Here is a 24,292-nt window from a genome sequence, read left to right on the forward strand (position 1 = left end):
CATTTCAAATAAGCAGGGTTTCCCCTGCCTTTGAAATTTTATCTAGTTCTAAAATATTTACTCTCTTTTACTAATTCGTCTTTATGAACATTCCTAATTTCTAACCCGATTTCAAAATCTTCTATTCCAACGCGGTATTTCGGAAGCTGTTCCTCACCACAGCTATTACTTCCCAGACCACTTTGTCTATAATCGATGGTTAACACATTGAATGGCGATTTTTTAATTTTTCCTCGGTGCGTTGCTTCTTCTAGCGCGCTTGTTTCATAGTCATGGATGGTAAAATCTCTAATTTCTTTAAAGTTAAAGAGGATGGATTGATTCCCCTTCGTTACCGCTAGGAAAGAAGTATCACATCTTGAACCATTCTCTTGTGGATAAACATACTCCGTATGCATTTCCTCCACACTTTTATGATAAAGGCCAATACTTTGGCTTCTTTTACTATCCTGATAACTCTCCGAATCGCCTCTGCCATACCATGTCACATCATTATACGCTTTGTTTAGATGCATCGTAATTCCTATTCTTGGCAGCATTTCAGGTATTTCTTTCCCTCTAATGATTTTACTGCCTTTTAGTTGGAGATTTAAAGCACCAGTTGGAGTGATACGATATTGATAGAGTAGTTCAAAGCCCCATGCTTGGTTAACACTAGATAAATATTTTTTGATTTCAATATCCACATAGCCTTCGTTCATTTGATACGTGAAAGCAACAAATTGTTCCTTTGCATTTTTTAAGAAGTATTTATTTATCCAATCGTTCTTCTTATACATATCATTGTCAATGACTGCTCTCCAGAGAGTAAGCTCAGGTCCCTTTTCAATAATCTCTTCTCCATTTAGTTGATGGGAGACAAGAACTCCATGAACTTTTGAAAAAACAGTTCTAAACGTATCATTCTCAAGAACAAGCTCTGTTTGACTTTCATCAATTGTAATATGTTTATGAATGTTTAGGTGTTCTCGCTGTACAATTTTCTTAACCTTTGTTGCTTCAAGCAAGAAACTCTCACTGGTGATAAGATGACCTTCACTTGCATAAAGCGTACTTTTCGGTTCTGAATAACTTAATTTAATGCGGACATCATCATAATTTAGGGCTTCTGCAAGATTAATTGGCAGCGTTAATTCCATTTCTTCCTGTGCGTTAATAGATGGAAGATTAATATTCTTTTCTTCTATTAAATGAGTGAAGGATTCTACCTTAATGTTTAACTGAACTCCTTCTAGGTTTCTAAAATCATATCTATTTTTTATTCTAATCTTGAGCTGAGATAGGTCAACTGCTTCAGTTACAATCGGTTCAATAACCTTCTTGTACTCAATCAGTCCAGGTGATGGTGTCCGGTCTGGGAATACCAGTCCATCGATGCAGAAGTTCCCATTTGTTGGGAAATCTCCGTAATTCCCACCATATAGATAAAAGACATTTCCATTTTCATCCACACTTTCGATACCATGGTCATACCATTCCCATACGAATCCACCTTGTAAACGAGGGTATTTCCTCATCACTTCTTGATATTCTGTCAGTCCGCCAGGCCCATTTCCCATTGCATGACCATATTCACATAAGATATGCGGCTTTTTCCCTTCGGAATCTTGCCCAATTTCTTCAAGTGCTTTTAATCTTGTGTACATCGTGGTATACATGTCACTATAGGCAGCATGGCGATCTCCTTCATAATGTACCAATCTAGTAGAATCAATTTCTTTTATTGCTTGATACATAGCTGTGAAGTTTCTGCCCTGACCAGATTCATTACCTAAAGACCAAATGATGACGCTTGGATGATTTCGGTCTCTTTTTACCATTCTAACGGCTCGATCTACATACTGCTTTTCCCATAACTCATTGTCACTGATCCAGTTATAATTCCCTGTGTTTTCAAAGCCATGGCATTCAAGATCTGCTTCATCTATTACATAGAGTCCATATTCATCACAAAGATCATAAAAAACATCATTATTCGGATAATGAGCAGTTCTTACAGCATTAATATTATGCTTCTTCATTAGTAGTACATCCTGAAGCATATCATCGTAGGTTACGGTTCTTCCCATTCTCGGATTAAAATCATGCCGATTTACACCATTAAAGAAAATTCTTTTTCCGTTCACTCTCATTTCATTATCAATGATATCGATTGATCTTACTCCGAAACGCAACGGAACAATTTCCTTTTCTCCATCTGTTAATTGATACTCCAAAACAGCCATATAGAGATTTGGTTCCTCTGCATTCCATAGGAATGGGTTCACCATTTCTCTTACCATTTGGAATTCACCATTAACCACTTCTACAGGGAAGGAATCTACCTCGTTCCCTCCTTGAAAAAGCTTCACTTTCACTGCCTGTATTTCACTCGTGAAAAACTTCCCGGTTAATTTTAATGTAAAATCTTTAAAATCTGCATCTGGCAATGTTTCAATGAAAACATCTTGAAGCGTAGCTTTATTTATTCTATAGAGTTCCACACTTCTAAAGATCCCTGAAAGCCACCACATATCCTGATCTTCTAAATAGGTTCCATCTGAAAACTGGTAAACTCTAACTGTCACTCTATTTTTTCCATTTCGAACGTACTCAGTAAGATCAAACTCTGATGGCATTCTAGAGCCTTTACTATAGCCTGCATGATGGCCATTCACATAGAGATCAAAGGCAGAATCCACACCGTTAAATTTAACAATGATTTTTTCTTCTTCATTTATATCTTCTATATAAACTTCTCTGAAATAGATTCCTGTCGGATTATCCTGTGGCACAAATGGCGGATTAATCGGAAAGGGATACAATACATCTGTGTAATGCATATTTCCATATCCCTTTAATTGCCAGCAAGAGGGCACAGTGATATCATCTAAATCTTCAATTTCGAATCCTTGCGTTTCAAAGTTAACTGGTGAAAATTCAGGTGCCTCCAAGAATAGAAACTTCCACTCACCATCAAGTGACGTATATCCCTTACTATTTTCTTTTTTATATTGTAAAGCCTCATCAAATGCACGGTATCTGTAAAAATCAGAATGTGCCGGAAGCCTGTTTAGTGCCGTAAGATGGATATTTTCCCATCTCTTCATTTCACGTTGCATGTTATCTTCCTCCGAACTATATTACTTGATTGAGCCGCTTATTCCTTCAACGATATATTTTTGCGCAAAGGCAAAAACGATAACTGGCGGAATGATCATAACCAAAGTCATCGCCATAATCGGAATAATTTGAAGCTCATGTACACCTTGGAATGATGCTAAACCAAGTGCCATTGTATATTTAGTTTGATCATTCAAATAAATTAGTGGACCTAAGTAGTCATTCCAAACCAAAATGATATTTAATACAGCAATCAATGTTAAAGGCGCCTTCATGATAGGAAGGAAAATTTTATAAAAGATTTGGAACTCATTTGCTCCATCAATTCTCGCTGCATTTTCTAAATCTTTAGGAATATTCATTAAAAACTGCCTTAGCAAAAAGATATTATAAGCTGAGCCAAAAAAGGCAGGGATGATTAATGGTTTTAACGTATTGATCCAGCCAAACATGTTAAATTCCATATAAAGCGGAATCATCGTAACGTCCCACGGAATCATCATCGTGGATAAAAGCAGGATAAAGAGAATATTCTTGTATTTAAAATCATACCTCGCAAAGCCATATGCAACTAAGGAACAGGATATAAGCTGACCGATTGTCGTCAACACCGTTACAATCATTGAGTTCTTAAAATAGGTTCCAAATGGCTGGCTATTCCAAGCATCTAAAAAATTACTAAATAGTGGAACATCCGGTACAAATTTTGGCGGAAAGCTAAATACTTCTGTTTCTGATTTAAGTGCTGTGATTAATGCCCAGATAAAAGGAAATAGGAAATAAAGAGAAAAGAGGACAAGAATGCTGTAAACAATAATTTTATGTTTTCGTGTTATCTTCATTTTCTCTTACCTCCTTTTTTTTCCTTTTTCACTTCAGCCTCATAAAATACCCATGCAGAGGATGACTTAAAGATTAATAATGTCAAAAGTAGAATGATAATAAACATAAACCACGCATTTGCACTTGCATAACCGAGTTCATGATGCTTAAATGCATTGTTATAGACAAATAGTCCATAGAAATATGTTGATTTTAATGGCCCGCCGCCTGTTAAAAGCAACACTAACGTTAATTGTTGCAATGCCGCTATGACGGATGTGATGACATTAAATAGAATCGTTGGTGTAATCGTAGGAATCGTAATACTAACAAACTGCCTGATAGGACCCGCTCCATCAATCGATGCAGCTTCATACATTTCATGTGGAATCCCTTTAATATCGGTATAGAAGATTAGCATCATCGACCCGACTCCCCAGGCACTTGCAATCACAATTGTTACGATTGCCCACTTAGGGTCAATCAGCCAGTTTGGTCCTTCAATACCAAGCAAAGATAATATATAATTTAAAACTCCATACTCAGAGTTAAACATCCAACCCCATATAATCGACACTGCCACTCCGGATACAACGGCCGGAAGATAAAAGATTGTCCTGAATATCTTAATTCCTTTGATCGGCTGCGTGATAAGTAGAGCAAGCACCAAAGCAACAAAGAGGTTTAATGGAACAAATATTAGTGCGAATTTCAAGGTGATTACGAGAGAATCATAGAACTGGGGATCCGCCGTAAACATCTTATTAAAGTTATCTAGTCCAATAAACTTCGCTTCGCCAGCAATAGGCCAATCAAACAAACTCATGATTAATGAAAAAGCTAAAGGTCCTAATGTAAAAACGACAAAACCGATGATCCACGGCAATATAAATAAAAAGGGTACTCTTTTACGGACTAATGTGAATTTCTTTTCTTTCTTCTTTTTAGTAAACATATATTTCCCTCTTAATTGGTGTGACCTTTTTGAATCCGATAGTAAAAAACTTTTTTAAAAATGAGAATATATCATGCTGCCATGATATATTCTCATTCAAATCAATTAACAATCTTACTTGGCTACACTATTTAAAGCTTCTTTAGGATCAACGCGTGTACTTGGATTAAAGATTTCTTCAAAAACTAAGCTTAAATCCTCAGACAGCTTACTCCAGTCTTCCGTTACAAAAGAGGTTGGCGTAAATCCTTCACTTTGTTCTAACATGTTGTAAAAGACTTTTTTAATTGGATCTTCTTGCAATTTTTCTGATTCAACTACACTTTTTAAAACTGGAAGTTCAAAGGAAAGTCGTTCTTTATTTGCTTGTTCACCTGTCCAAAACTCCATAAATTTAAATGCAGCTTCTTTATGCTTAGAATCCTTTGACATAGCTATACCAGAAGAACTTACGATACTTGCACTTGGGTTATCTCCAAATGAAGGGATTTCAACAACACCATAGTTAATACCAGCTTCCTCAAATGCGGACAGATACCAAGCACCATTAATAAGCATACCTACTTTACCTGTTTTCATCTCGGTATCACCATAGCCTTCAGTGGTAATAGCGATACCTTCTTTCAACATATCTTGGAACATAGTAAACGTTTCAATTGACTTTTTGGAGTTCAAGTTTCCATCTAATTTGCCTTTGCTATCTACATAAGAGGAACCATTACCCCATAAGTACATTTCGAAATCATAGGGGTCAGGTTGACCTGGGAAAGCAAATCCAGTGATTTTCTGTTCTTTATTAGTCAGCTTCTTAGCTGCTTCCTGTAAATCTTCCCATGTCCAACCAGCTTTAGGATATTCAAGTCCTGCTGCGTCAAACAAATCTTTATTATAGTAAACAACATGTGTAGTATATCCTACAGGGAGTCCGTAAATATCCTCTCCCACGGAGTTATAGTTCCATAATGCTTCATAGAAATTACTCTTATATTCTTCCCCTCTATCTTTTATATAAGAATCAAGAGGTTCTAATGCATCTTTATATTGAGGGTAATTCCACATATACATGATATCGGGAGCATCCTTGGCACCAATACCAGCAGTGATTTTCGTGTCATAATCACCGCCGTACGCTTCCAAAACTACTTCTATATCACTATTTTCAGCATTGAATTGATCAATTAACCCTTGTTGCAGCTCGACATCATCACCTACATCCCAAGTCGCAAACCTTAACTTAACTTTGCCGTCCTCCGCTTTCTCTCCTTTTGTATCCGATGAGCTACAAGCAGCTAAAAGCAGTGTTGTTATAATAGTAAAAAGGAAAAACAATTTCATTTTCTTTTGTATGTTCATTCTAACCCTCCTAGTAGTTTATAGGATTATTATAATGATAGTTTTACTAAAAGTAAATGCTTTCATTTGTAATTTTACTAAAAATATTTTTGTATATTTATAATTATTAAACTTTTAACAGTTGGTAAAATTCGATCTATTATGTTAGTAAATTATTAATATTGTGGGAAACCTGTCAATCCAGCAGGTTAAGTAGGGCTTTAGCATTCATTATCCACTTAATTTAGAAGTGAATAGGATGAGGAATCATCTAGGGTATTTTAGTAAAATTAGGTAATATCGGAGGGAAAATTTACCTAAAGGACAGATGAAGCATTTAAATGAATCAATCCAAGATAAAATACAAAAAGACGATTCGAGGGGGACCGAATCGTCTTTTTGCTCTTCTTTAATAATGGGATTCCCGCTATTAGAAACTATTTTTGAAATCCATGAACCTCGAAATCATAAATTCTTGCGGCTTGGTCGCCGCCTTGGGTTGGCTTGTCTGTCCATAATCGGACATAGCGTGCATTTGTTAAGGTGATGCTGTGTTCTGAGACAGCCGCTGTATTATCTGTTACCTTCACTGCCTCTGTCCAGTTTTCCCCGTCCGTACTTACTTCAATTCTGAATGCCTGGGTATTAAAGGCACCCGGCTCCCCGCCAGCTTGTGCATGGCGAACAACGAATTTTGAAATTGCATATTGACCGCCAAGGTCCACCTTTAACCAATGAGGGGCATCTCCTAATGCGCACCATTTACTGTTAACGTTCCCGTCAAAGGCATACTTTGCCGCTTCAGCCGGAGCACATTGTCCGCTCGCAATGGCCATCTTATTCAACGCAACATTTTTAATATCCTTGGCAGCTTCGGAAATGGTAATCATCGCTTCTTGTGTCAGGACACTTTCACCCTCACTGTTTTTCGCAATTAGGGTAACAGAGTAAACGCCTTCTTTTTCATAGCTGACAACCGGATTTTCCTCATTGCTCACAGACGGTGTTCCGCCCTCAAAATGCCATTCCACTGCTTCCGTTACCTCCGAAGATGCATTGAAAAATTGAATCTTCTCTCCCGGTGCCGCTACCGTTTGATCCGCCCGGAAATCTGCTTCCGGCTTTGGATATGGAGGCCATTCAAATGTAACAGCCGTAGGCTTGCTTCGTTTGAATTCTTTATTCACCGCAACAATTTCAAGATTGGTGCTAGTTTCTTTCCCATCCCGTTTTAGATTGGAAAGGTAATACACATGGTTCGGTGTAGCACCGACAAATTCCTTTTCATTGTTTGGCAGCTTCCGGTAAATTTCATAGTGACTCACATCGGAATCAGACGGCTCCCAAGCAAGCGCGACATCTGCATAAATTCCTTTGGTAAACTCAATCTTACTTACCTTTCCTTGCTTTGGAGAATGAATAGCATTATGTATCTCTTGCTTGTTATAAACCTTGATTTCTCCAATATTTGTTGTAAAATCTTTCACCTCGTTGTCACTTTCAACTAAAAGCGAGATGGCTGCAATGTTTTTACCGCTAAATTTTTTCAGTTTAAACGAATCGGTTATCCATTGATTGTGACTTTGTTTTTTCACATCGAAATAGATAAATTGATCAGGAGTGTCGGTGAAACTGACCCCAAGCTTCATGTTTGGCTTTTTCAAATCTGTCTTGTATGTCAGTGCGATTTCCGTATCCTTTTGAATCGGCAGATTGGTTTTATAAAGTTTAATATGTGTTGGATTGTTTGCATCAATGGCACCTGAAAGCTTTAATGAGCTTCCGCCGTAATAAGAAGTTTCCCAATCAAAATCAACGTGAACAGCTTCTCCACCTTCTTTCAGCCATCGCCAGGTCGGCAGAATATCCTGCAGGCTGCGGTTATTCCATGACTGTTCGCTTACCTGCTTCCCATCAACAGCGAAAAACTTGCCGCTGCCTGTATTAAAATGAGTGACGAATGGTAATTCCTCAATGGCCGTTTTGGCAGTGAAATAATGTGCCATTCCTTTCCACGCACCGTTATCGTTTGTTGAGGCAGGATTTGCGGACTTGCCAACCCAGAATTCATTTTCCTTTTGATAAAACTGTTCCATTGTTTCAGATGTTTTAAAAGCCCAGTCCGGACGATAAATTCCTAAAGAGGTTACAGGTGCTTTGCCCTCAGGGAAGATTCCCTGCCAAGGAATGTTTGTGCTTGTTCCATTCGCTTCCACATCAATCCCAGTAAACAAGTCATATGGGCTTCTGCCGAGTTCCTTCGCTTTAGCAGCGGAAGATTGCTGATCGCGCCACCAGAAGTTTAAAAACATGCTGTCAGAAACACGTTTGTTGCCGTCCTGTAAAAAGCTGCTATTTTTATCCGTTAACGCATTTTGCCAATTGATACGTCCATCCTTCGTCATCGAATCGTACCACATGATTTGCTTATCTTTCTGTTTATGTTTTTGAAGATATACTAGGAATTCTTGCATTTTTTCAGCAGTCTGAGCGTTTCCGCCTTCGGTTTCTTGGTTAATGAACCAGCCGTCAAACCCATAGTAGTTTGCAACTTCTAACAGCTTGTCCGCTGCCGGAAAGGATCCATCAGCCCGCTGAGCTAGCATTTGGTCGACCCATTCAGCCTTTCCGCCATAAACAGTAGGAGGAAAGAAAACGTTTCCTAAAATCGGTACGCCGTTTTTATGGGCAGCGTCAATCACATCTGCACTTGGCGGGACAATAATGCCTTCACCGGCAGAACCTGCCCAATACACCATCAGGTCAACATATTGCCAATAACTGAAAGTGTTTGCATAGAAGTCCTTCCCGCCTTGAGAAGGCACACCACTAGTATTCGGGTTGAGCGCGGACAAAGCAACTACCTTTGCATCAGACTGTGCATGGTCATTTACCTTGTATAACACTTCCCGTTTGGCTAATGGAATCTGGCTGCGGTTAAACACAGCGTCGGGATCCTTCTCTGGAGTCCAGTTTAATAGTTGTTCGGGATACCAGTAAGATGATTCTGGTTGTTTCGCAAAGCTTGCATTCGGCCATAACAGGATGAAACACATGCCGAAAAAGACAGCCATCAACAATTGGCCTTTCTTCAAATCAATCATTTTCCATCTCTCCCTATTCTAGTTTTTATATTAAAGCTTTTTTGAGCGAGCTTCCTTATACCCTTACCATCCCTATTAAGATATAGATAGCGCTGTCATTTTTTCAAATATTCTATCAATCCACCTTTCTCCTACAATATTACGACCCGTATGCTCCGTCAATGAACTAGAAAAATGTAATAAGGTTTTTCCACTTTTTCTATAATTAGTTCATTGAAAATTTCCATTTTAAATGAGACAAGGGACAGTCCTTGCGTTACTAAAAGGAATGGTGCCTGACACCAAAAAGACCCTAGTTCTCTAGGGTCTTTTTGGTTTGTTTATTCATGCGAAACAATAAGCTCAGCTTTCCCATCTAATTTGAATTGACGAACACCATGTGGAAGGATAAAATGGGTACCTTTCTCAAGGTCGAAGGATTTTCCGTCGATTGTGATAGCGGCCTTACCGTCTACAACGCTCACTTGTAAAAAGTCTTTATCCATTTCACAATCAGCCTGCCCGTTCAATTCCCAGTGATACACAGTGAAATACTGTTCCTCCACTAATTTCTTTTCAACTAAACCGCCATTAACCGTTTCAGTCTGTTTAACTTCGGCATCCTGATGCGGAACGGTTGTCACCTGTTTAGATCGTTCAAGATGTAATTCACGTTTATTGTTAGCTGCATCTTTCCGGTCATAGTCATACACACGGTAGGTAATATCAGAACTTTGCTGTGTTTCAAGAATTACGATACCTTTTCCAATCGCATGAATCGTACCGCTCGGAACATAGACAAAATCACCCGCCTTTACTTTTACGCGTCTTAAAAGCTTGTCCCATTGACCTTGATCAATCCTCTCCGCCAATTCCTCTTTTGTCTTGGCATAATGCCCTAACACAAGCTCTGCCCCTTCTTCGGCGCTTAGCACGTACCAGCATTCGGTTTTCCCAAAAGGAACACCTTCCACTTCACGGGCAAATTGATCATTTGGGTGAACTTGAACAGACAAATCATCAGCTGCGTCCAAAATTTTTACAAGCAATGGATACTCCCCTTGCTCATCAGCGTTCTTATTAAAAAGCCCCTTATGTTCATTCCAGGCATCGGCTAACGTTTTTCCCGCAAGCGGACCATTGGTAATCGTGCTTGGACCATGCGGATGCGCAGAAATCACCCACGCCTCACCGGTCATATCATTCGGAATCTCATAATCGAACTCTGTTCTTAACTTCTGCCCGCCCCAAATTCTCTCTTGAAACACTGGCTGCAAAAAAATCGGTTCATTCTTATACATAATTAACCTCCATTTGAAAAGCATGGGAACCCCTTCTGGATAACAGAAGGAAGCAAGAGAACTAGGGGCCCCTTGCTCTATATTTAAAGACCGGTTGTCAAAATAATGGTTCGAAATCTCCCAACCTCCAAGTTATTTTCAAATCGGAATTCGCATATCGGTTCAAAAAACTTAATTCAACCGCAATATTTATTTTCTATTTAAAAAGTAAAACAGCGCACCTATTAAGTTGGCATCGTTATCAAATTGGCAGGCTTCGACAGAAATAGCTAGTGTTGAGATGTCATCCTTCAATTTCTTTAATTCCTGATTGATTCCCTCAATAACTTCTGGCCGTTTGCTAATTCCCCCGCCAATCAGAATTTTCTCCGGGTCGAGAGCGTATTTTATATTATAGATTCCAGTTGCCAGCTTTTTGTAGAATATCGTTATGCATTCATTAGCAATGGCGTCACCTTCTGCAGCCATCCGAAATACCTTCTCCCCATCCAAACTTCCTTTTTCAAGGGAATTCCTCCGTTCAACTTCTTGAACAAGAGCATTTGTTGAAGCCACTTGGCTCCAGGTTGATTGCAATGGATTGTTAAGCGGGTCCCCCATAATCATATAGCCAAATTCTCCCCCGTGAAGGGAAGCACCGCGTAAAATGGTATGATTCATCACAATACTGCCGCCAATTCCCGTGCCAATAACGATACAAATATAGTAATCTGTTTCTTTGGCAGCTCCCAGCCAGCCTTCTGCCAATGCAGCACAGTTTGCATCATTTTCAATTGAAACATCTAGGCCTGTTCGTTCTCTTATCAAGTCTGTCATCGGTACACCGTGGATATAAGGAATAGCACTTGCTCCCCCGATATATCCGCTTTTCACATCCACTGCACCTGGAGAACTTAGTGCAATTCCTTGAAAATCATAAGACTGTTGATACTCGGTAACGATTTCGGAAATCTTCTGTAGAAATAGTTCTAATCCTTCCTGAGGAGTGGGAACCTTCCCGCTTTCCAGCTTCATTCCGTGCTCATTCATCACCGCATACTTAATATACGTTCCTCCAATATCAAATACCATATAAGCTTTCATGGTCAGCCTCCTCTTGCTAAAACGCTGCTTGTTGTGTCAATAAAGCCGCCCCAATCACACCCGCTTTTGTACCTAAGGAGGCACACACTATTTCTACTTTATTCCGCAGCTGTGGATATAAAAAGTCATTTACCCTCTCAAGAAGCAACGGTATAATATAGTCTTTTGACTGCATCACTCCGCCTCCAAGCACAATAATGTGCGGATCAACCGTGTGAACGATGTTCGCTATCCCTTTTGCCAAAGAGGTAATCATTTGATCGACAATCTTTTGTGCTTTATTGTCTCCGTTCATGGCCAGTGCGAATACTTCCCCTGCATGCCCTGTAATTCCAAGCTGCTCTATTCCACGCTTTTTCACTGCTGTCCCGCTAGCCAATGTTTCTAAGGCGCCAACATTCAAGGCATGGTGCGGCGGTCCGTCTGAATCTACAATGAGATTGCCTATTTCACCGGCACAAAAATTCGCACCTTGCAGCAATTGCTTGCGGAAGACAAATCCGCCACCCACTCCTGTACTCACCGTAATATAGAAAACAGACTCTTTCCCTTTGCCAGCGCCAATGATGGCCTCGGCAAGTGCAGCTGCATTTGCATCATTATCAAGAACAACTTTTTTCTGTAAAGCCTTTTCTAACATGTCCACTAATGGGATATTGTCCCACCCAGGCAGATTGTTTGGGCTTAAGATTAAGCCTTGTTTTACATCTAAAGGACCAGGGGATCCAATTCCGATGGCATCAATGTTTCGTTCCTGCATGATTTTCTCACAAAGCTGAATCATTTGATCGATGACATAATAAGGGCCATTTTCACTTTCTGTTTTTACATTCATTTCTTCCACCAGCTGACCTTCGGACGTTACGACCGCGACCCTTAAATTTGTTCCTCCTAAATCAATCCCTAGAAGGTACTTTTCCATTTCGCCACTTCCTTTCTGCTATATGAATAGATTTATTGTGTTTAGGAGTCACTTATTAGAAACCATTGTTTTCAGATACCTGTTGATACCATCTGCCAGATTTCTTAATCGTTCGTTCTAGATTTCTATTTAAATCTACTTCTACTAATCCGTATCGATTCTTATAGGAGTTCGTCCATGACCAGTTATCCATAAATGTCCAAAGATGATAACCAAGGCAATTTGCTCCTTCTTCAAGAGCTTTATGAGCCCATTTCAAATGTTCCTGGATAAACTCGATGCGATAATCATCTTCGATGAACCCCTGTTCATTCCGAAATTTCTCTTCCCCTTCAACCCCCATTCCATTTTCTGAAATGAAGAAAGGGATATTATCATAATGATCGCGAATATCGATCATGATGTCATAGATGACTTCCTCACAAATCTCCCAGCCGCGATGCGGATTAATTTTCCGCCCCGGCATCAAATACGGATCGAAGAGATGTTCTGGCATAAACGGAGCGTCTATTGCTACCGGCTGCTCCTTTGCTTTCACACGACGCGGCTGGTAATAGTTCACACCAAGAATATCAATGGGATGGTTACGAATGACTTCCAAATCTCCCTGTTCTACCGCAGGCAATAGCTCTCTATCTCTTAAAATATCAATTAACTCCTTCGGGTATTCGCCCTTTGTTACCGGATCAAGGAAGCTGCGATTAAAGAACAAATCGGCGATACGAGCAGCCTTTACATCTTCTGCTTCCTCACTTCTTGGATAGGAGGGTGTTAAGTTTAAGATAATCCCAATTTGGCCATTAAGATGCATCTTTTTAAATGCTGCAACCGCTTTTGCATGAGCAACAATTGTATTGTGAGCGACCTGTGCCCCGCGCTTAAAATCTACAACTTTCGGATAATGCAAATTGTATAAATAGCTTGCCTCAACAGGGACAATTGGTTCGTTAAAGGTAAACCAATACTTCACCCGGTCTCCAAACAAAGAAAAGCAAGTTTCAGCAAAGTTTACATAGGCATCGACCACTTCCCGGGACTCCCAGCCGCCTTTTTCCTGCATGCACATTGGCATATCAAAGTGGTATAAGTTCATGAACGGCTCAATATCATTGGCAATTAACTCATTTATGACCTGATTGTAAAAATCCACTGCCTGCTGATTAATTTTTCCCACACCGTCTGGAATCAGCCTTGACCATTGTATCGAGGTGCGGAAGGTATTATGGCCCGTTTCCTTCATAAGTTGAATATCCTCTTTGTAGCGATGATAGAAATCGGATGTGTCCCCCGGTCCTACCTCATTATGAAAACATTCCGGTTCTATGCTAAACCAATAATCCCAAATGCTAGATTTTTTACCGTCAATCAATGCCGCACCTTCTGTTTGCGGACCAGAGGCAGCACTTCCCCACCAAAAATGTTTTGGAAAACGATAAGTAAGTTTTTTTTCATGAATAGGCTTGTCCATTATTCATCACCGTCTCTTTTTTATACTTTTCATTACATAGGAGTTTTAAATTTTTCTCCATTCACTTGGTGTCGCTCCCACCGTTTTTCTAAACTGTTTATAAAAATAAGTGGTATCGGAATACCCAACCTTTTTGCCAATTTCACCTGCTCGATAATGGGTTGTTTTGAGAAGTTCCTTTGCCTTTTCCAAGCGATATCGGTTTAAATACTCAGAGAAAACAACCCCGACTTCTTTTTGAAATAATTGTCCCAGATAAATGGCATTGACATGAAACTGCTGACCCAATGTTTTTAACGAGACTCCTTGATCATAGTGCACATGTATAAAATCAAGGACATTTTGTACAATAGGACTGCGCATATTTACTTGATTATGAATCGAAAGAATTAATTCTCGGCAATATTCCTTTAAAATGGTCATCATCTGGTGAATATCTTTGCTATAAACAACCTTTTCGACGGCAGCTGTGTAATAGGAAAGATCGTCAGACTGCAGCGAATAATGAATATAAGAAATTAAATCATAGGTGTATTTTTTCACTGCTTGGGGTGAAATAAAGGATGATTTACTCGTTATACCTTGAAAGTATGAATCTACCATTTGCAGGGCTTCCTCATCTGCTTTCAATAACAACTTTACAATATTATCTTTGAATTCCTGTTGCTTCTTAATTTCCTCCTGCTTATCTATCGTTAAACGTTCAGAAATAAGTACATTAGGATTTGAATATAACTGAAGTAAACTATATTCCCTTGCAATCGCAAAACTCTCTTCTAAATCCTCTACTGTTTTAACCGGCTTTCCCATCGATAAATAAAATATACCTGGCTTACTTTGTTCACTATTAAAATCATGTACAAGACTTTGGTTGAATAGGATTAATTCCTCTTCGCTTGTACCTCCAAAAATAATCAGTATCTCTTGATTCGGACTATATAGACATACGACTGAATAGTGTTCTTCAATATATTTCCTAATATCCTTGGAAATCTCAGCCTTATGATAATTCTCAAAACTTAAAATAGAAACATTATAATATGGCTGATTGAATTGAATATTGTAAAAGGACAACCTTTCAAGACAATCATTTTTATCAATTTCACCATTTAAAAAACGCCATAACGTATTATCCATTAGTGTTGACGGTTCCTGTTCCTGATTACCTTCCGTCACGGCATTCAATTTATCGCCTACATTTCGGATTGTCTTTAATAATTCTTCCTCATCAACAGGTTTCACTAAATAGTTTTCTATCCCTAACAATAAACCTTGCTTAATAAACCCGAATTCTTGGTATCCTGTTAAAACAATACATTTTACTTTCGGCTGAAGGATTTTCACTTCTTTAATTAATTCTAAACCAGTCATTTCCCCCATCATTATATCGGTAACGAGAATGTCGATTTGGTTTTCTTTTAGATAAGCAAGAGCTTCTTCTCCACTCTCAGCTGTAGACACAATCTCAAAGCCATAATCTGCCCAATCCAACAACGCCTTAAGCCCTATTGTGATTAAAGGTTCATCGTCGACAAGAAGTACCTTATACATGGCTGGTCCCCCTTACTGGAATTGACAGGGTAACAATAGTCCCTTTATTTTGGATACTATTTAAGGAAATCCCAAACTGATTCCCATATTTCAATTTTAGTCGTTGATGGATATTTCTTAATCCAATGGATTTCATTTCATCACCCTCTTCAGAATTGATATGGTGAACAATTCTGGAATGCTCTTCCTCCGTCATCCCCTTACCATTATCTTCAACAGTAATTTCTACCAAATCACCAAGATGCCTTGCACGAATAAATAACTGATTATCTGTTCGATCCTTTTTAAAACCATGCACAAAATAATTTTCAATGATTGGCTGCAAAATTAATTTTTGCACAAGTGTTCGTTCAACATCACTAGGAATATCAAAGTTAACCTGTAATTTGTTTGGGTATTTAAATTGCATCAATTTTAAATACTGATTCACATACTCAATCTCTGTATATAAAGGGACTGTATCGTTCGACTCTAACGAATAGCGGAACAGTTTGGATAAATGGAATATCATTTTACTAGAAGTCTTTGACCCCTCTACAACAGCCACCATCCGAATAGCCTCCAGTGTATTGAATAGAAAATGCGGATCAATTTGTGCCTGAAGTGCCTTTAATTCCGCTTCCTGCTGCTTAAGATTTAACAGGTAAAATTGTTCAATATAATTATTCAATTCATCTAACATCGAATTGATATTCACAGCGATTTTTGATAATTCATCTTCACGCTGCGATTTTGGAATCCTTGCATCTAAGTTTCCCTTTTCAACCTGGCGAATAATCGAAACTATGGTATGAATTCGCCGTGAATAATTTCGCGTAAAGGAATAGGAGATTAAAATAGAGATAATGATAAAAAAGATAATCACAAACCACATGGTACCCCTGATAACCGTTAGCTTTTGCAACCCTTTATCAGGAATTACACTGACATAGGTATAATCTCCTTTGTTTGCTATGGTGTTAATATAAAAATCACCATGCTCCCACTTTATTTTTGTCTCATTTGTTTCAGGTTTTATGTGATGAATCAGTTTTAAGGGAACATCACCATTATTGTCCGAATAAACGATACTGCCTTGTGCATCAACTAAAAATAAGGAAGCAGGGGACCCATCGTGCTTTTTAACCATTTTGTCTAAGCGGTCAGTAGAGTAGAAAATGGTAATCTCACCTATTTTTTTTAGCGACACTGGATTATTAATAATCATTTTTTTAGTAATGGTATTCCTTAACTTTCGTTCTTTAGGCAACCCATCTCCACTAAGGTTTGGAATACCTTTTGAAAGAAGCGAAAATTCTGAGCGTGATGAAGGGTCAACAATGCTTTTATTCCATCTTAAATTATGATAAATGTGCAAATATTCAATGGAAGGATTTTCGAGCGAGCGGATACCAATTGCATTAATATCAGGATCTTGACCGAAATAAGCATTTAAATAGGTATCGATATTACTTGGAACAAATGATTGACTTTCGGAAAATTTATCTAAACGGTATTTTAAATATTCCTCGTACCCATTGTTAAGGGCAAAGGTGATATCATCAATCATGTCCCCATTCACATAAAAATCCCTTTTGGCTCGATCAATATCGGCATCCTTTGAGGATAAGTAATCCTCTACCCTTTCCATTGTCCTTGTATTGATATTAATTTCTTTTTGAATAATAATTTCGGAGTAATAGTTGGTAATCGTAACGATTAGGATAATAACAGTCGCAATGATTGTTAGCGATGAGGTTAAAAAAAGTTTATTAAAAATATTTTGAGTGAATCTGCTTTTTCCTCTGATTTCCATTTTGATTTCCTCAATTGCAATAAAATCAAGCTGAGAGTATCCACTCAGCTTGATTTTTTGTTATTATTTTTGTTCGCTCTTCCATTCATCAAATTGCTTTTGTATTTCCTTTAACACCTTGTCAATTCCAGCTTCTTTTAACTTTTCATTGTATTTTGGCAGGTATTCTTCTGGGTCAACAGATCCTGTTGCCAAAGCTGGATAGAACTCTTTAGAGATATTCGTAATCGATGCAAGTTCCGATCTAACTGGGTCACTGTTGAAATGGAACCCAAGGGTTGGTGCTGGTTTTGCAGATTCATTAAACTCTTTGAATTTTTCCCATTTATCTTTAGGATCATTTTCATATAGATTAAGGATGAAATGGTTTCCTAAAGAATAAGTTGGTAAGTTGTATCGATCAATACGTGCTGGAAGATCTTTAATTGATCCATCCTCATTCTTTTCGTAGTGAACTCCTTCAATTCCTTTATCAACAAGGTTGCGAAGATATGGGTCTGTATTAAGCAGGTTTAAGAATTCCATTGCTTTTTCAGGATTTTTCGATGTTGCTGAGATGGCCTGGATAGAACCTGATACAGAATCATTAAAAGTAGTTGGTTCTTCAGCTGGTACAGAAACTAAATCATATTTAGCTGCACGTGTCCATAATGAATCTGCATATGGCTGGGAATCTCCCATGCGGACAAACCAGTTTTCTACATCCATTGGCCAGCTGTCCTTACTTGTTGCAGCATCCTCTTTAAGGTATCCTGCCTTATAATAATTATGCATCGTTTTATAGGTTTCCATCGCTAAATCAGATTCAAATTGGTTAATAACATGCTCTCTGTCACCATCAATTGCGAACGCAAATGGCATTTCATTATTAAAGACATAGTCAAATGGAAGATAAGCTTTAAATGTTGCCATTGGTGTAATAGAAGGTTCATTTTCTTTAATAACTTTTAGCATTGGCTCAAGGTCTTCTAAGCGTTGTACCTTTGAAATATCAAAGTTGTATTTGTCAACAAGACGTTTATTAAATGTATAAACCGTTTGTCTTGCGGCCTCTTTATTGGTAGGAACACCATATATTTTTCCGTCAATCTTAATACCCTCTAATAACGCTGGGTCGAGCGCTTCTTTTAGATCTTTGCCTTCCTTGTTTAATAAATCATCAATTGCTAGGAATGCACCTTTTTGGGAATTTTGAACATATTCAGTACCATTTGTGAAGATAATATCAAAGGGTTCCCCTGAATTAATCATTACCTGCGATTTTTGTGCCCAATCTCCCCAATCAATTTGGGTCATTTTCACTGTGGCATTAATTTTTTCCTCTAAATATTTGTTAACTTCTTTGAATACTTTATCAGTATCCTTTTGTGGAGTTCCAATGGTGTACCATTTAATTTCATATGGTTGTCCATCTTTTCCCTCTTTGTTTGAGGTAGCACTGTCTTTACCGCTGCACGCTGAAAGAATCGTTCCGATGGTAAGAACTAATGCAAGAAGAAGTATTAATCTTTTTTTCATTTCTAACTCTCCTCTTTCTATATATTTATTCTTTAACGCCGCCAATAGTCAGTCCGCTAATAAAGTACTTTTGGAAGAACGGGTACGAAACAGCAATTGGTAAAGTGGCGATAACGACCATGGCCATTTTTGCAGACTCTTGTGGAATGGTATTAAACAAGCTTGACTGCATGATAGCTACATCCATATTTTGCCTCATGAATTCAAGATTTGCTTCTATTTTCATGAGTAATGATTGCAAAGGTACTAAATTGGGCTCATCGATATACAGTAACGCTGTAAACCAATCATTCCAATAACCTAATGTACTAAACAAGGCAATCGTGGCAATTCCCGGTAAGGATAGCGGGAAGATAATTTGGAAGAAGATCCTCCATTCACTTGCTCCATCAATCCTTGCTGATTCTAAAATCGACTCAGAGACTGATTTTAGGAAGAAGGTTCTCATAATGATAATATAAAACGCATTCATTGCAAGGGGCAGAATCAATGCCCAAATGGTATTCTTCAAACCTAAGAACTGGGTGACAACAATGTAAGTTGGTACTAGACCGCCACTGAAAAGCATAGTGAAAAATGCTAGAAACGTGAAAAATCTGCGATACTTAAATTGTGGTCTTGAAATGGCATAAGCATAAAACGTTATCATAAATACACTAATAATTGTGCCAACAATCGTAATAAAAATTGTAACACCATAAGAGCGGAATAATTGCTCCTTCATTCCCCATAGATAATGGTAAGCATCAATGCTCCAATCTTTCGGGACTAGTTGAAAACCATTTCTTACTATACTCTCTTCACTAGTAAACGAAATAATGATGACATAGAAAAAGGGGAAAATGCACATGACCGCTAAAATTCCTAGTAACACACTAATAATCGTATTTACGACTGGGTGCAGGTGTTGAGGGTCTCTATACTTTTTCCTTAAAGCCTTAGCCCCACCCCCTTTCATTTCATTCGTTGAGTGTGACACAGCGATAGATGATTGAGTTTGCAATTCCTTTGGCATAGTTTAGCCGCTAAGCGACCTTCCCTCCCTTCTTAGAAAAGCACAAGCTTCTAGGTGCAAAGCTAGTCAATTCTCAAAACTAAAGTTTTTTATACTACCCTATTAATATCTAAAATAATGCACTTTCCTCATCCACTTTTCTTACAATATAGTTCGTAATGATGACAAGGGTAAATCCAACGGCTGACTGATATAGACCTGCTGCCGTACTCATACCAATATCACCCAAATTCATAAGGCCGCGGTATACAAATGTATCGATAACATTTGTAACTGAATACAGTGCCCCTGAATCTCTTGGTACTTGATAAAAGAGTCCGAAATCCGAGTTGAATATTCTTCCGATATTCATGATAGTAAGGATAATCATTAATGGTTTAAGCATTGGCAGGGTAACGTGCTTAATTTGCTTCCACTTCGAGGCACCATCAATCATGGCTGCTTCATAATACGCCCGATCAATCCCGACGATGGACGCTAAATACACGATACTTCCGTATCCAACACCCTTCCATAGGCTCATAAACACTAGAATAAACGGCCAATACTTCGACTCGCTATACCATGAAATCGGATCGATATGGAACCAGCCAAGAACATGATTTAATAGGCCGTGATCTGTACTTAAGAACGTGAAGACAAAGTAGCTCCCGATAACCCATGAAATAAAATGCGGAAAAAGGATGGAAGTTTGGTAGACTTTTGATAACTTTTTATTCACCAGCTCGCTAAGCATGATCGCCGTTCCCACAGCCGCAATTAACCCCACTACAATAAAGATAATATTGTATACTAGGGTATTTCTGGTTATAATCCACGCATCACTTGTACTAAACAAATATTCAAAGTTTTCCCAGCCAACCCATTCACTGTTAATAACACTGGCAAAGAAACCATCTGGGTGAATCCTGAATTTCTTAAAAGCCAAAACTTGTCCAAACATTGGTAAATAGGAAAATAATAGAAGCCAAATCGTTCCAGGCAGAACCATTAACAGCCAGATTCGGTTTTTATATATATCACTCAGTATTTTTTTCACATTCATCCTCCTCTCAGTTTTTGTAAGCACTTCCATAGCTTTATTTTATAGTGAAAGCGGTACTATTTATAGTTGACTAATTTGGGATTAAGTGCAAAAATCTTAGATAACTGAGATTTAGATCCTCCAAATGAAAAAACAAGACCAGCTGGTGCCTGCCAACTGGTCTTATTTTTTGATATTACAAGATTCTTATGGTCTTAATTTCATATGGTTTAATGTCAAACTCAATTGGCATATGGCATACGTCCGCCACTGCTTCTTCCATTAGATTAGTTTCCACCCATGATGTGAAGTTTTTTCCAACGTCAAGCGTAACCTTCCCTCTTCGTCCCTCATACTCATGCAGGCGGACAATGATCCCGTTGCCATCATAAGCCGGCTTCACTGCATCAAACCAGACGTGGTCAGAATTAGTATCAAGGAATGACGCTTCTTTTGTCCATTTCCCTTCTACAGCGGCAATTGGATCATTGAGATCCCAAGCTTTTTCCACTGTCTTACCCTGGCGCCAATCACCGCTATGTGGATACAGCGAATAAGTGAAGGAATGCTGTCCCTGGTCTGCTTGCGGGTCCGGATGGATTGCCGATTTTAGTAACGTTAAGCGCATTACATTTTCCTTAATGTCATAGCCATATTTAGAGTCATTCAGTAAACTTACCCCGTAATCCGGCTCTGACAGGTCAGCCCACTGGTGTCCGACTGTTTCAAACTTCGCCATATCCCAGCTTGTATTCCAATGTGTCGGTCGTTTCACATTGCCATATTGAATATCATAGGTCGCTTCAGTTGCGCGAATATCGACTGGGAAAGATGCTTTTAGCAATCTTCTTTTTTCATGCCAATCGACATTTGTTTCAAAATCAATCCTGCGGTCATTTTGATAAAAAACTATCCGCTGAGAAATATGCGAATGATGATACTTCCACGTAACAAGAATACTAAAGGCCAGCTCCCCGTTTTCTGCCACTTCGAAGGTAGCGATATCACGGATTTCCTCCATTTTCTCCTGATAGAACAAATCAATATCCCACGCATCATGGGCAAGCGGTTTATCTTCAAAAATTTGCAGGACATTGCCCTTTTGACCTTCAGCCAACACATGGCGCTCTGCTTCCTTGTCATAAATCTTGGTCAGCTGGCCAAACTCATTCCACTCCACCTCGTAAAACGGTGTTTCTAACTTTCGGTCATGATACGTAAAATTCGCTGTTTCCGAAGCAGCTTCGGCCGGTTCAAAAGACAATTGCTTCGCACCAAAGGATGGAAGTGTATTGACTGCAACAAGCCAACCATCAGGGCGTTTTTGAGAAGGTAACACCGTGCCGCTTTCATCTGTCCAAATCCCTGCAGCAAATTCAGCAAACTGAGAAATAAACACATTTCTTTTGCCGGTTTGATGGGTTGAATTGAAGACAACGACAAAACGGTCTGCATGATCTACTCCATTTTCAACAATCTTCGTTTCCACTTGCTGTACGATTTCCAGTGCTTCAGCGTATTCTTCCCTAGCATCTTCATACACTTCATGAATCGAAGACCCCGGAATAATATCATGGAATTGATTTCGTAAAATAATCTTCCAGCCGTCTTTCAGCTCATTATCCCCAATCCACTCGCCATTTTCAGAAATCCAGGAAGATAGGAATTCAACTCTTCTATATAAAAGCTCCAATTTACGATTCGTTTGTTTCATAAACGCTTGGCTTGTATACGTACCCCGGTGGTATTCCAGATACAATTCGCCATCCCATTTATGGATATAGCCGTTAGACTCCGCTACATTTTGGTGAAGCTTTTCAAAAAACTCTCCAGCTGTTGACGTCTTTACATTCGGCATACCAGGCATCATGTCCAGTCTGCGGCGCATTTCGAGCATGTGGCGATTGACACCGCCGCCGCCGTCTCCATATCCGTAGGAAAGCAGCAGGTCTTTCGATAAATCCTTATCACGATAGCCCGTCCATGCTCCTTTTACCGTTTTGGCTGTAATAAAGCCGTTATACGTGTAGAACCAAGAGTCCGGACCGTTCCATGGTTCCGGTGTCGTGATAAAGTGTGTTAAAATCTCTGAACCATCGATTCCCTTCCAATAGAAGGTATCATGTGGCATGCGGTTGTATTGATTCCAGCTGATTTTCGTTGTCATCATGGTTTTGATTCCTGATTTTGTTAAAATCTGCGGCAATGCCCAGCTATAGCCGAACACATCAGGAAGCCAAAGATAGGTACAGTCTACACCAAATTCTTCCTTAAAGAAGTTCTTCCCGTGAAGGATTTGGCGTACCAAAGACTCCCCGCTTGGGATATTACAGTCGGCTTCCAGCCACATCGCACCGCCTGCTTCCCACTGTCCTTCGGCAATTCTTGCTTTCATTTGTTCATATATCTCGGGATAATCGGTCTTTATATAATCATAAAGCTGAGGCTGGGTTTGCAGGAATAGATATTCCGGGAACTGCTTCATTAAATGCAGAACTGTTGAAAAGGAACGGGCAGATTTTTCCCTTGTGTTCCGTAAACGCCAAAGCCACGCGACATCAATATGAGTGTGACCAACGGTATGAATCGTTATATCGGAAGTTTTTTCGATTGCTTGAAGTGCTTCTGTTAAGCTTGTTTCTGCTTCATAGCACGATTCATAAAATTCGGTACTTCCTGGCTCGGTCCAATTAATTTGCAGCAAGGCATCTTGAAGCAGTTGTTTTAAAACAGAATAATTTGGATCCGCTTCATTCGTTTCTTTTAACACCTCATACCCAGCTAAAAGAGTATAGTATAAATTGTCCACTCGTGTATCGAGCCAGCCGATTTTCGCCATCTCCAGTTTAAATTCATTCTCAACTGGAACGCCGCCGCCTTCTAGGCCCGACCAAAGTCTAAAATCTAAACGGATTGGCCCCTTACTGGTTTGTTCATCAAAGAGGACCTCTTCGTGATTGGAATCGACACCTTGGTATGGTTTTCCATTTACAAAAAGTAAAGATTCAAACCCTGAATTATTCCCGCCGCCTGTTTTACCGAAGGAGAACAGCCCGACTATCTGCTTGCTGCTGATTGGCAGATGGCAATCAACATCCGCATGAAGCCAGATGTATCGATCACGGCCTTTCCAATAATCACCCAGCTTCATCACGCTAGTTTCATCATAAGAAATAGGTGGATTGGCCCCTACTTTGCCGTCATCTTCCTGTGTGGTAAATTGCTCAATCGCTACGCAATCACGATAACGGTAACCCTCTAATTCGTGAATACGCGCTTCAAATTTTCTTTCCGTTAAAAACAATCTGTTCACCTCATTTA

15 protein-coding genes are annotated in these 24,292 nt (G+C 39.1%); all 15 read right to left on the reverse strand.

The window, feature by feature from the left end:
• Positions 1-38 precede the first annotated feature (38 nt).
• Positions 39-3,101, reverse strand: coding sequence for a glycoside hydrolase family 2 TIM barrel-domain containing protein (locus tag TR08_RS11780; protein ID WP_045518376.1), 3,063 nt, complete (start codon positions 3,099-3,101; stop codon positions 39-41).
• 21 nt (positions 3,102-3,122) lie between these two features.
• Positions 3,123-3,944, reverse strand: a complete 822-nt coding sequence (locus TR08_RS11785) for a carbohydrate ABC transporter permease (protein WP_045518377.1) — start codon at positions 3,942-3,944, stop codon at positions 3,123-3,125.
• Positions 3,941-4,879, reverse strand: coding sequence for a carbohydrate ABC transporter permease (locus TR08_RS11790; protein WP_045518378.1), 939 nt, complete (start codon positions 4,877-4,879; stop codon positions 3,941-3,943). The genes TR08_RS11785 and TR08_RS11790 overlap by 4 nt, the downstream gene beginning before the upstream one ends.
• Positions 4,880-4,993: 114 nt before the next feature.
• A complete protein-coding gene (locus tag TR08_RS11795) occupies positions 4,994-6,232 on the reverse strand; it encodes an ABC transporter substrate-binding protein (RefSeq protein ID WP_152597397.1) in 1,239 nt (412 codons plus the stop codon).
• 416 nt (positions 6,233-6,648) lie between these two features.
• Positions 6,649-9,315 (reverse strand): endo-beta-N-acetylglucosaminidase, encoded by a 2,667-nt coding sequence (locus TR08_RS11800; protein ID WP_193747725.1) that lies wholly within the window; start codon positions 9,313-9,315, stop codon positions 6,649-6,651.
• A gap of 320 nt (positions 9,316-9,635) precedes the next feature.
• The gene (gene manA / locus TR08_RS11805) at positions 9,636-10,595 is read right to left on the reverse strand and encodes a mannose-6-phosphate isomerase, class I (RefSeq protein WP_045518379.1); all 960 of its coding nucleotides are present in this window, start codon (positions 10,593-10,595) and stop codon (positions 9,636-9,638) included.
• Between the two features lie 189 nt (positions 10,596-10,784).
• Positions 10,785-11,678 (reverse strand): ROK family protein, encoded by an 894-nt coding sequence (locus TR08_RS11810; protein ID WP_045518380.1) that lies wholly within the window; start codon positions 11,676-11,678, stop codon positions 10,785-10,787.
• 16 nt (positions 11,679-11,694) lie between these two features.
• Positions 11,695-12,600 carry an ROK family protein gene (locus tag TR08_RS11815; RefSeq protein WP_045518381.1) on the reverse strand — a complete coding sequence of 302 codons (906 nt, stop codon included), beginning with the start codon at positions 12,598-12,600 and terminating at the stop codon, positions 11,695-11,697.
• Positions 12,601-12,655: 55 nt separating this feature from the next.
• Positions 12,656-14,068: a glycoside hydrolase family 1 protein gene (locus TR08_RS11820; protein WP_045518382.1), complete on the reverse strand. Its 1,413-nt coding sequence runs from the start codon at positions 14,066-14,068 to the stop codon at positions 12,656-12,658.
• Positions 14,069-14,113: 45 nt separating this feature from the next.
• The gene (locus tag TR08_RS11825) at positions 14,114-15,619 is read right to left on the reverse strand and encodes a response regulator transcription factor (protein WP_045518383.1); all 1,506 of its coding nucleotides are present in this window, start codon (positions 15,617-15,619) and stop codon (positions 14,114-14,116) included.
• Positions 15,612-17,414 carry a sensor histidine kinase gene (locus TR08_RS11830; RefSeq protein WP_045518384.1) on the reverse strand — a complete coding sequence of 601 codons (1,803 nt, stop codon included), beginning with the start codon at positions 17,412-17,414 and terminating at the stop codon, positions 15,612-15,614. The genes TR08_RS11825 and TR08_RS11830 overlap by 8 nt, the downstream gene beginning before the upstream one ends.
• 63 nt (positions 17,415-17,477) lie before the next feature.
• On the reverse strand, positions 17,478-18,932 hold the full coding sequence (locus TR08_RS11835; protein WP_045518385.1) for an ABC transporter substrate-binding protein: 1,455 nt from the start codon (positions 18,930-18,932) through the stop codon (positions 17,478-17,480).
• Between the two features lie 25 nt (positions 18,933-18,957).
• Positions 18,958-19,890: a carbohydrate ABC transporter permease gene (locus tag TR08_RS11840; protein WP_045518631.1), complete on the reverse strand. Its 933-nt coding sequence runs from the start codon at positions 19,888-19,890 to the stop codon at positions 18,958-18,960.
• Between the two features lie 166 nt (positions 19,891-20,056).
• Positions 20,057-20,992, reverse strand: a complete 936-nt coding sequence (locus tag TR08_RS11845; RefSeq protein ID WP_045518386.1) for an ABC transporter permease — start codon at positions 20,990-20,992, stop codon at positions 20,057-20,059.
• Positions 20,993-21,167: 175 nt separating this feature from the next.
• Complete coding sequence (locus TR08_RS11850; RefSeq protein WP_045518387.1) at positions 21,168-24,275, reverse strand: alpha-mannosidase; 3,108 nt, start codon at positions 24,273-24,275, stop codon at positions 21,168-21,170.
• Between the last annotated feature and the right edge of the window lie 17 nt (positions 24,276-24,292).

The sequence above is a fragment of the Neobacillus niacini genome, from assembly GCF_000759675.1.
In the GTDB taxonomy this organism is placed as follows: domain Bacteria; phylum Bacillota; class Bacilli; order Bacillales; family Cytobacillaceae; genus Neobacillus; species Neobacillus niacini_A.

Bases quoted from the DNA above. Each gene is read 5' to 3' on its own strand.
- TR08_RS11780 (WP_045518376.1), bottom strand. From the start codon at position 3,101: ATGCAACGTGAAATGAAGAGATGGGAAAATATCCATCTTACGGCACTA.
- TR08_RS11785 (WP_045518377.1), bottom strand. From the start codon at position 3,944: ATGAAGATAACACGAAAACATAAAATTATTGTTTACAGCATTCTTGTC.
- TR08_RS11790 (WP_045518378.1), bottom strand. From the start codon at position 4,879: ATGTTTACTAAAAAGAAGAAAGAAAAGAAATTCACATTAGTCCGTAAA.
- TR08_RS11795 (WP_152597397.1), bottom strand. From the start codon at position 6,232: ATGAACATACAAAAGAAAATGAAATTGTTTTTCCTTTTTACTATTATA.
- TR08_RS11800 (WP_193747725.1), bottom strand. From the start codon at position 9,315: ATGATTGATTTGAAGAAAGGCCAATTGTTGATGGCTGTCTTTTTCGGC.
- manA (WP_045518379.1), bottom strand. From the start codon at position 10,595: ATGTATAAGAATGAACCGATTTTTTTGCAGCCAGTGTTTCAAGAGAGA.
- TR08_RS11810 (WP_045518380.1), bottom strand. From the start codon at position 11,678: ATGAAAGCTTATATGGTATTTGATATTGGAGGAACGTATATTAAGTAT.
- TR08_RS11815 (WP_045518381.1), bottom strand. From the start codon at position 12,600: ATGGAAAAGTACCTTCTAGGGATTGATTTAGGAGGAACAAATTTAAGG.
- TR08_RS11820 (WP_045518382.1), bottom strand. From the start codon at position 14,068: ATGGACAAGCCTATTCATGAAAAAAAACTTACTTATCGTTTTCCAAAA.
- TR08_RS11825 (WP_045518383.1), bottom strand. From the start codon at position 15,619: ATGTATAAGGTACTTCTTGTCGACGATGAACCTTTAATCACAATAGGG.
- TR08_RS11830 (WP_045518384.1), bottom strand. From the start codon at position 17,414: ATGGAAATCAGAGGAAAAAGCAGATTCACTCAAAATATTTTTAATAAA.
- TR08_RS11835 (WP_045518385.1), bottom strand. From the start codon at position 18,932: ATGAAAAAAAGATTAATACTTCTTCTTGCATTAGTTCTTACCATCGGA.
- TR08_RS11840 (WP_045518631.1), bottom strand. From the start codon at position 19,890: ATGAAAGGGGGTGGGGCTAAGGCTTTAAGGAAAAAGTATAGAGACCCT.
- TR08_RS11845 (WP_045518386.1), bottom strand. From the start codon at position 20,992: ATGAATGTGAAAAAAATACTGAGTGATATATATAAAAACCGAATCTGG.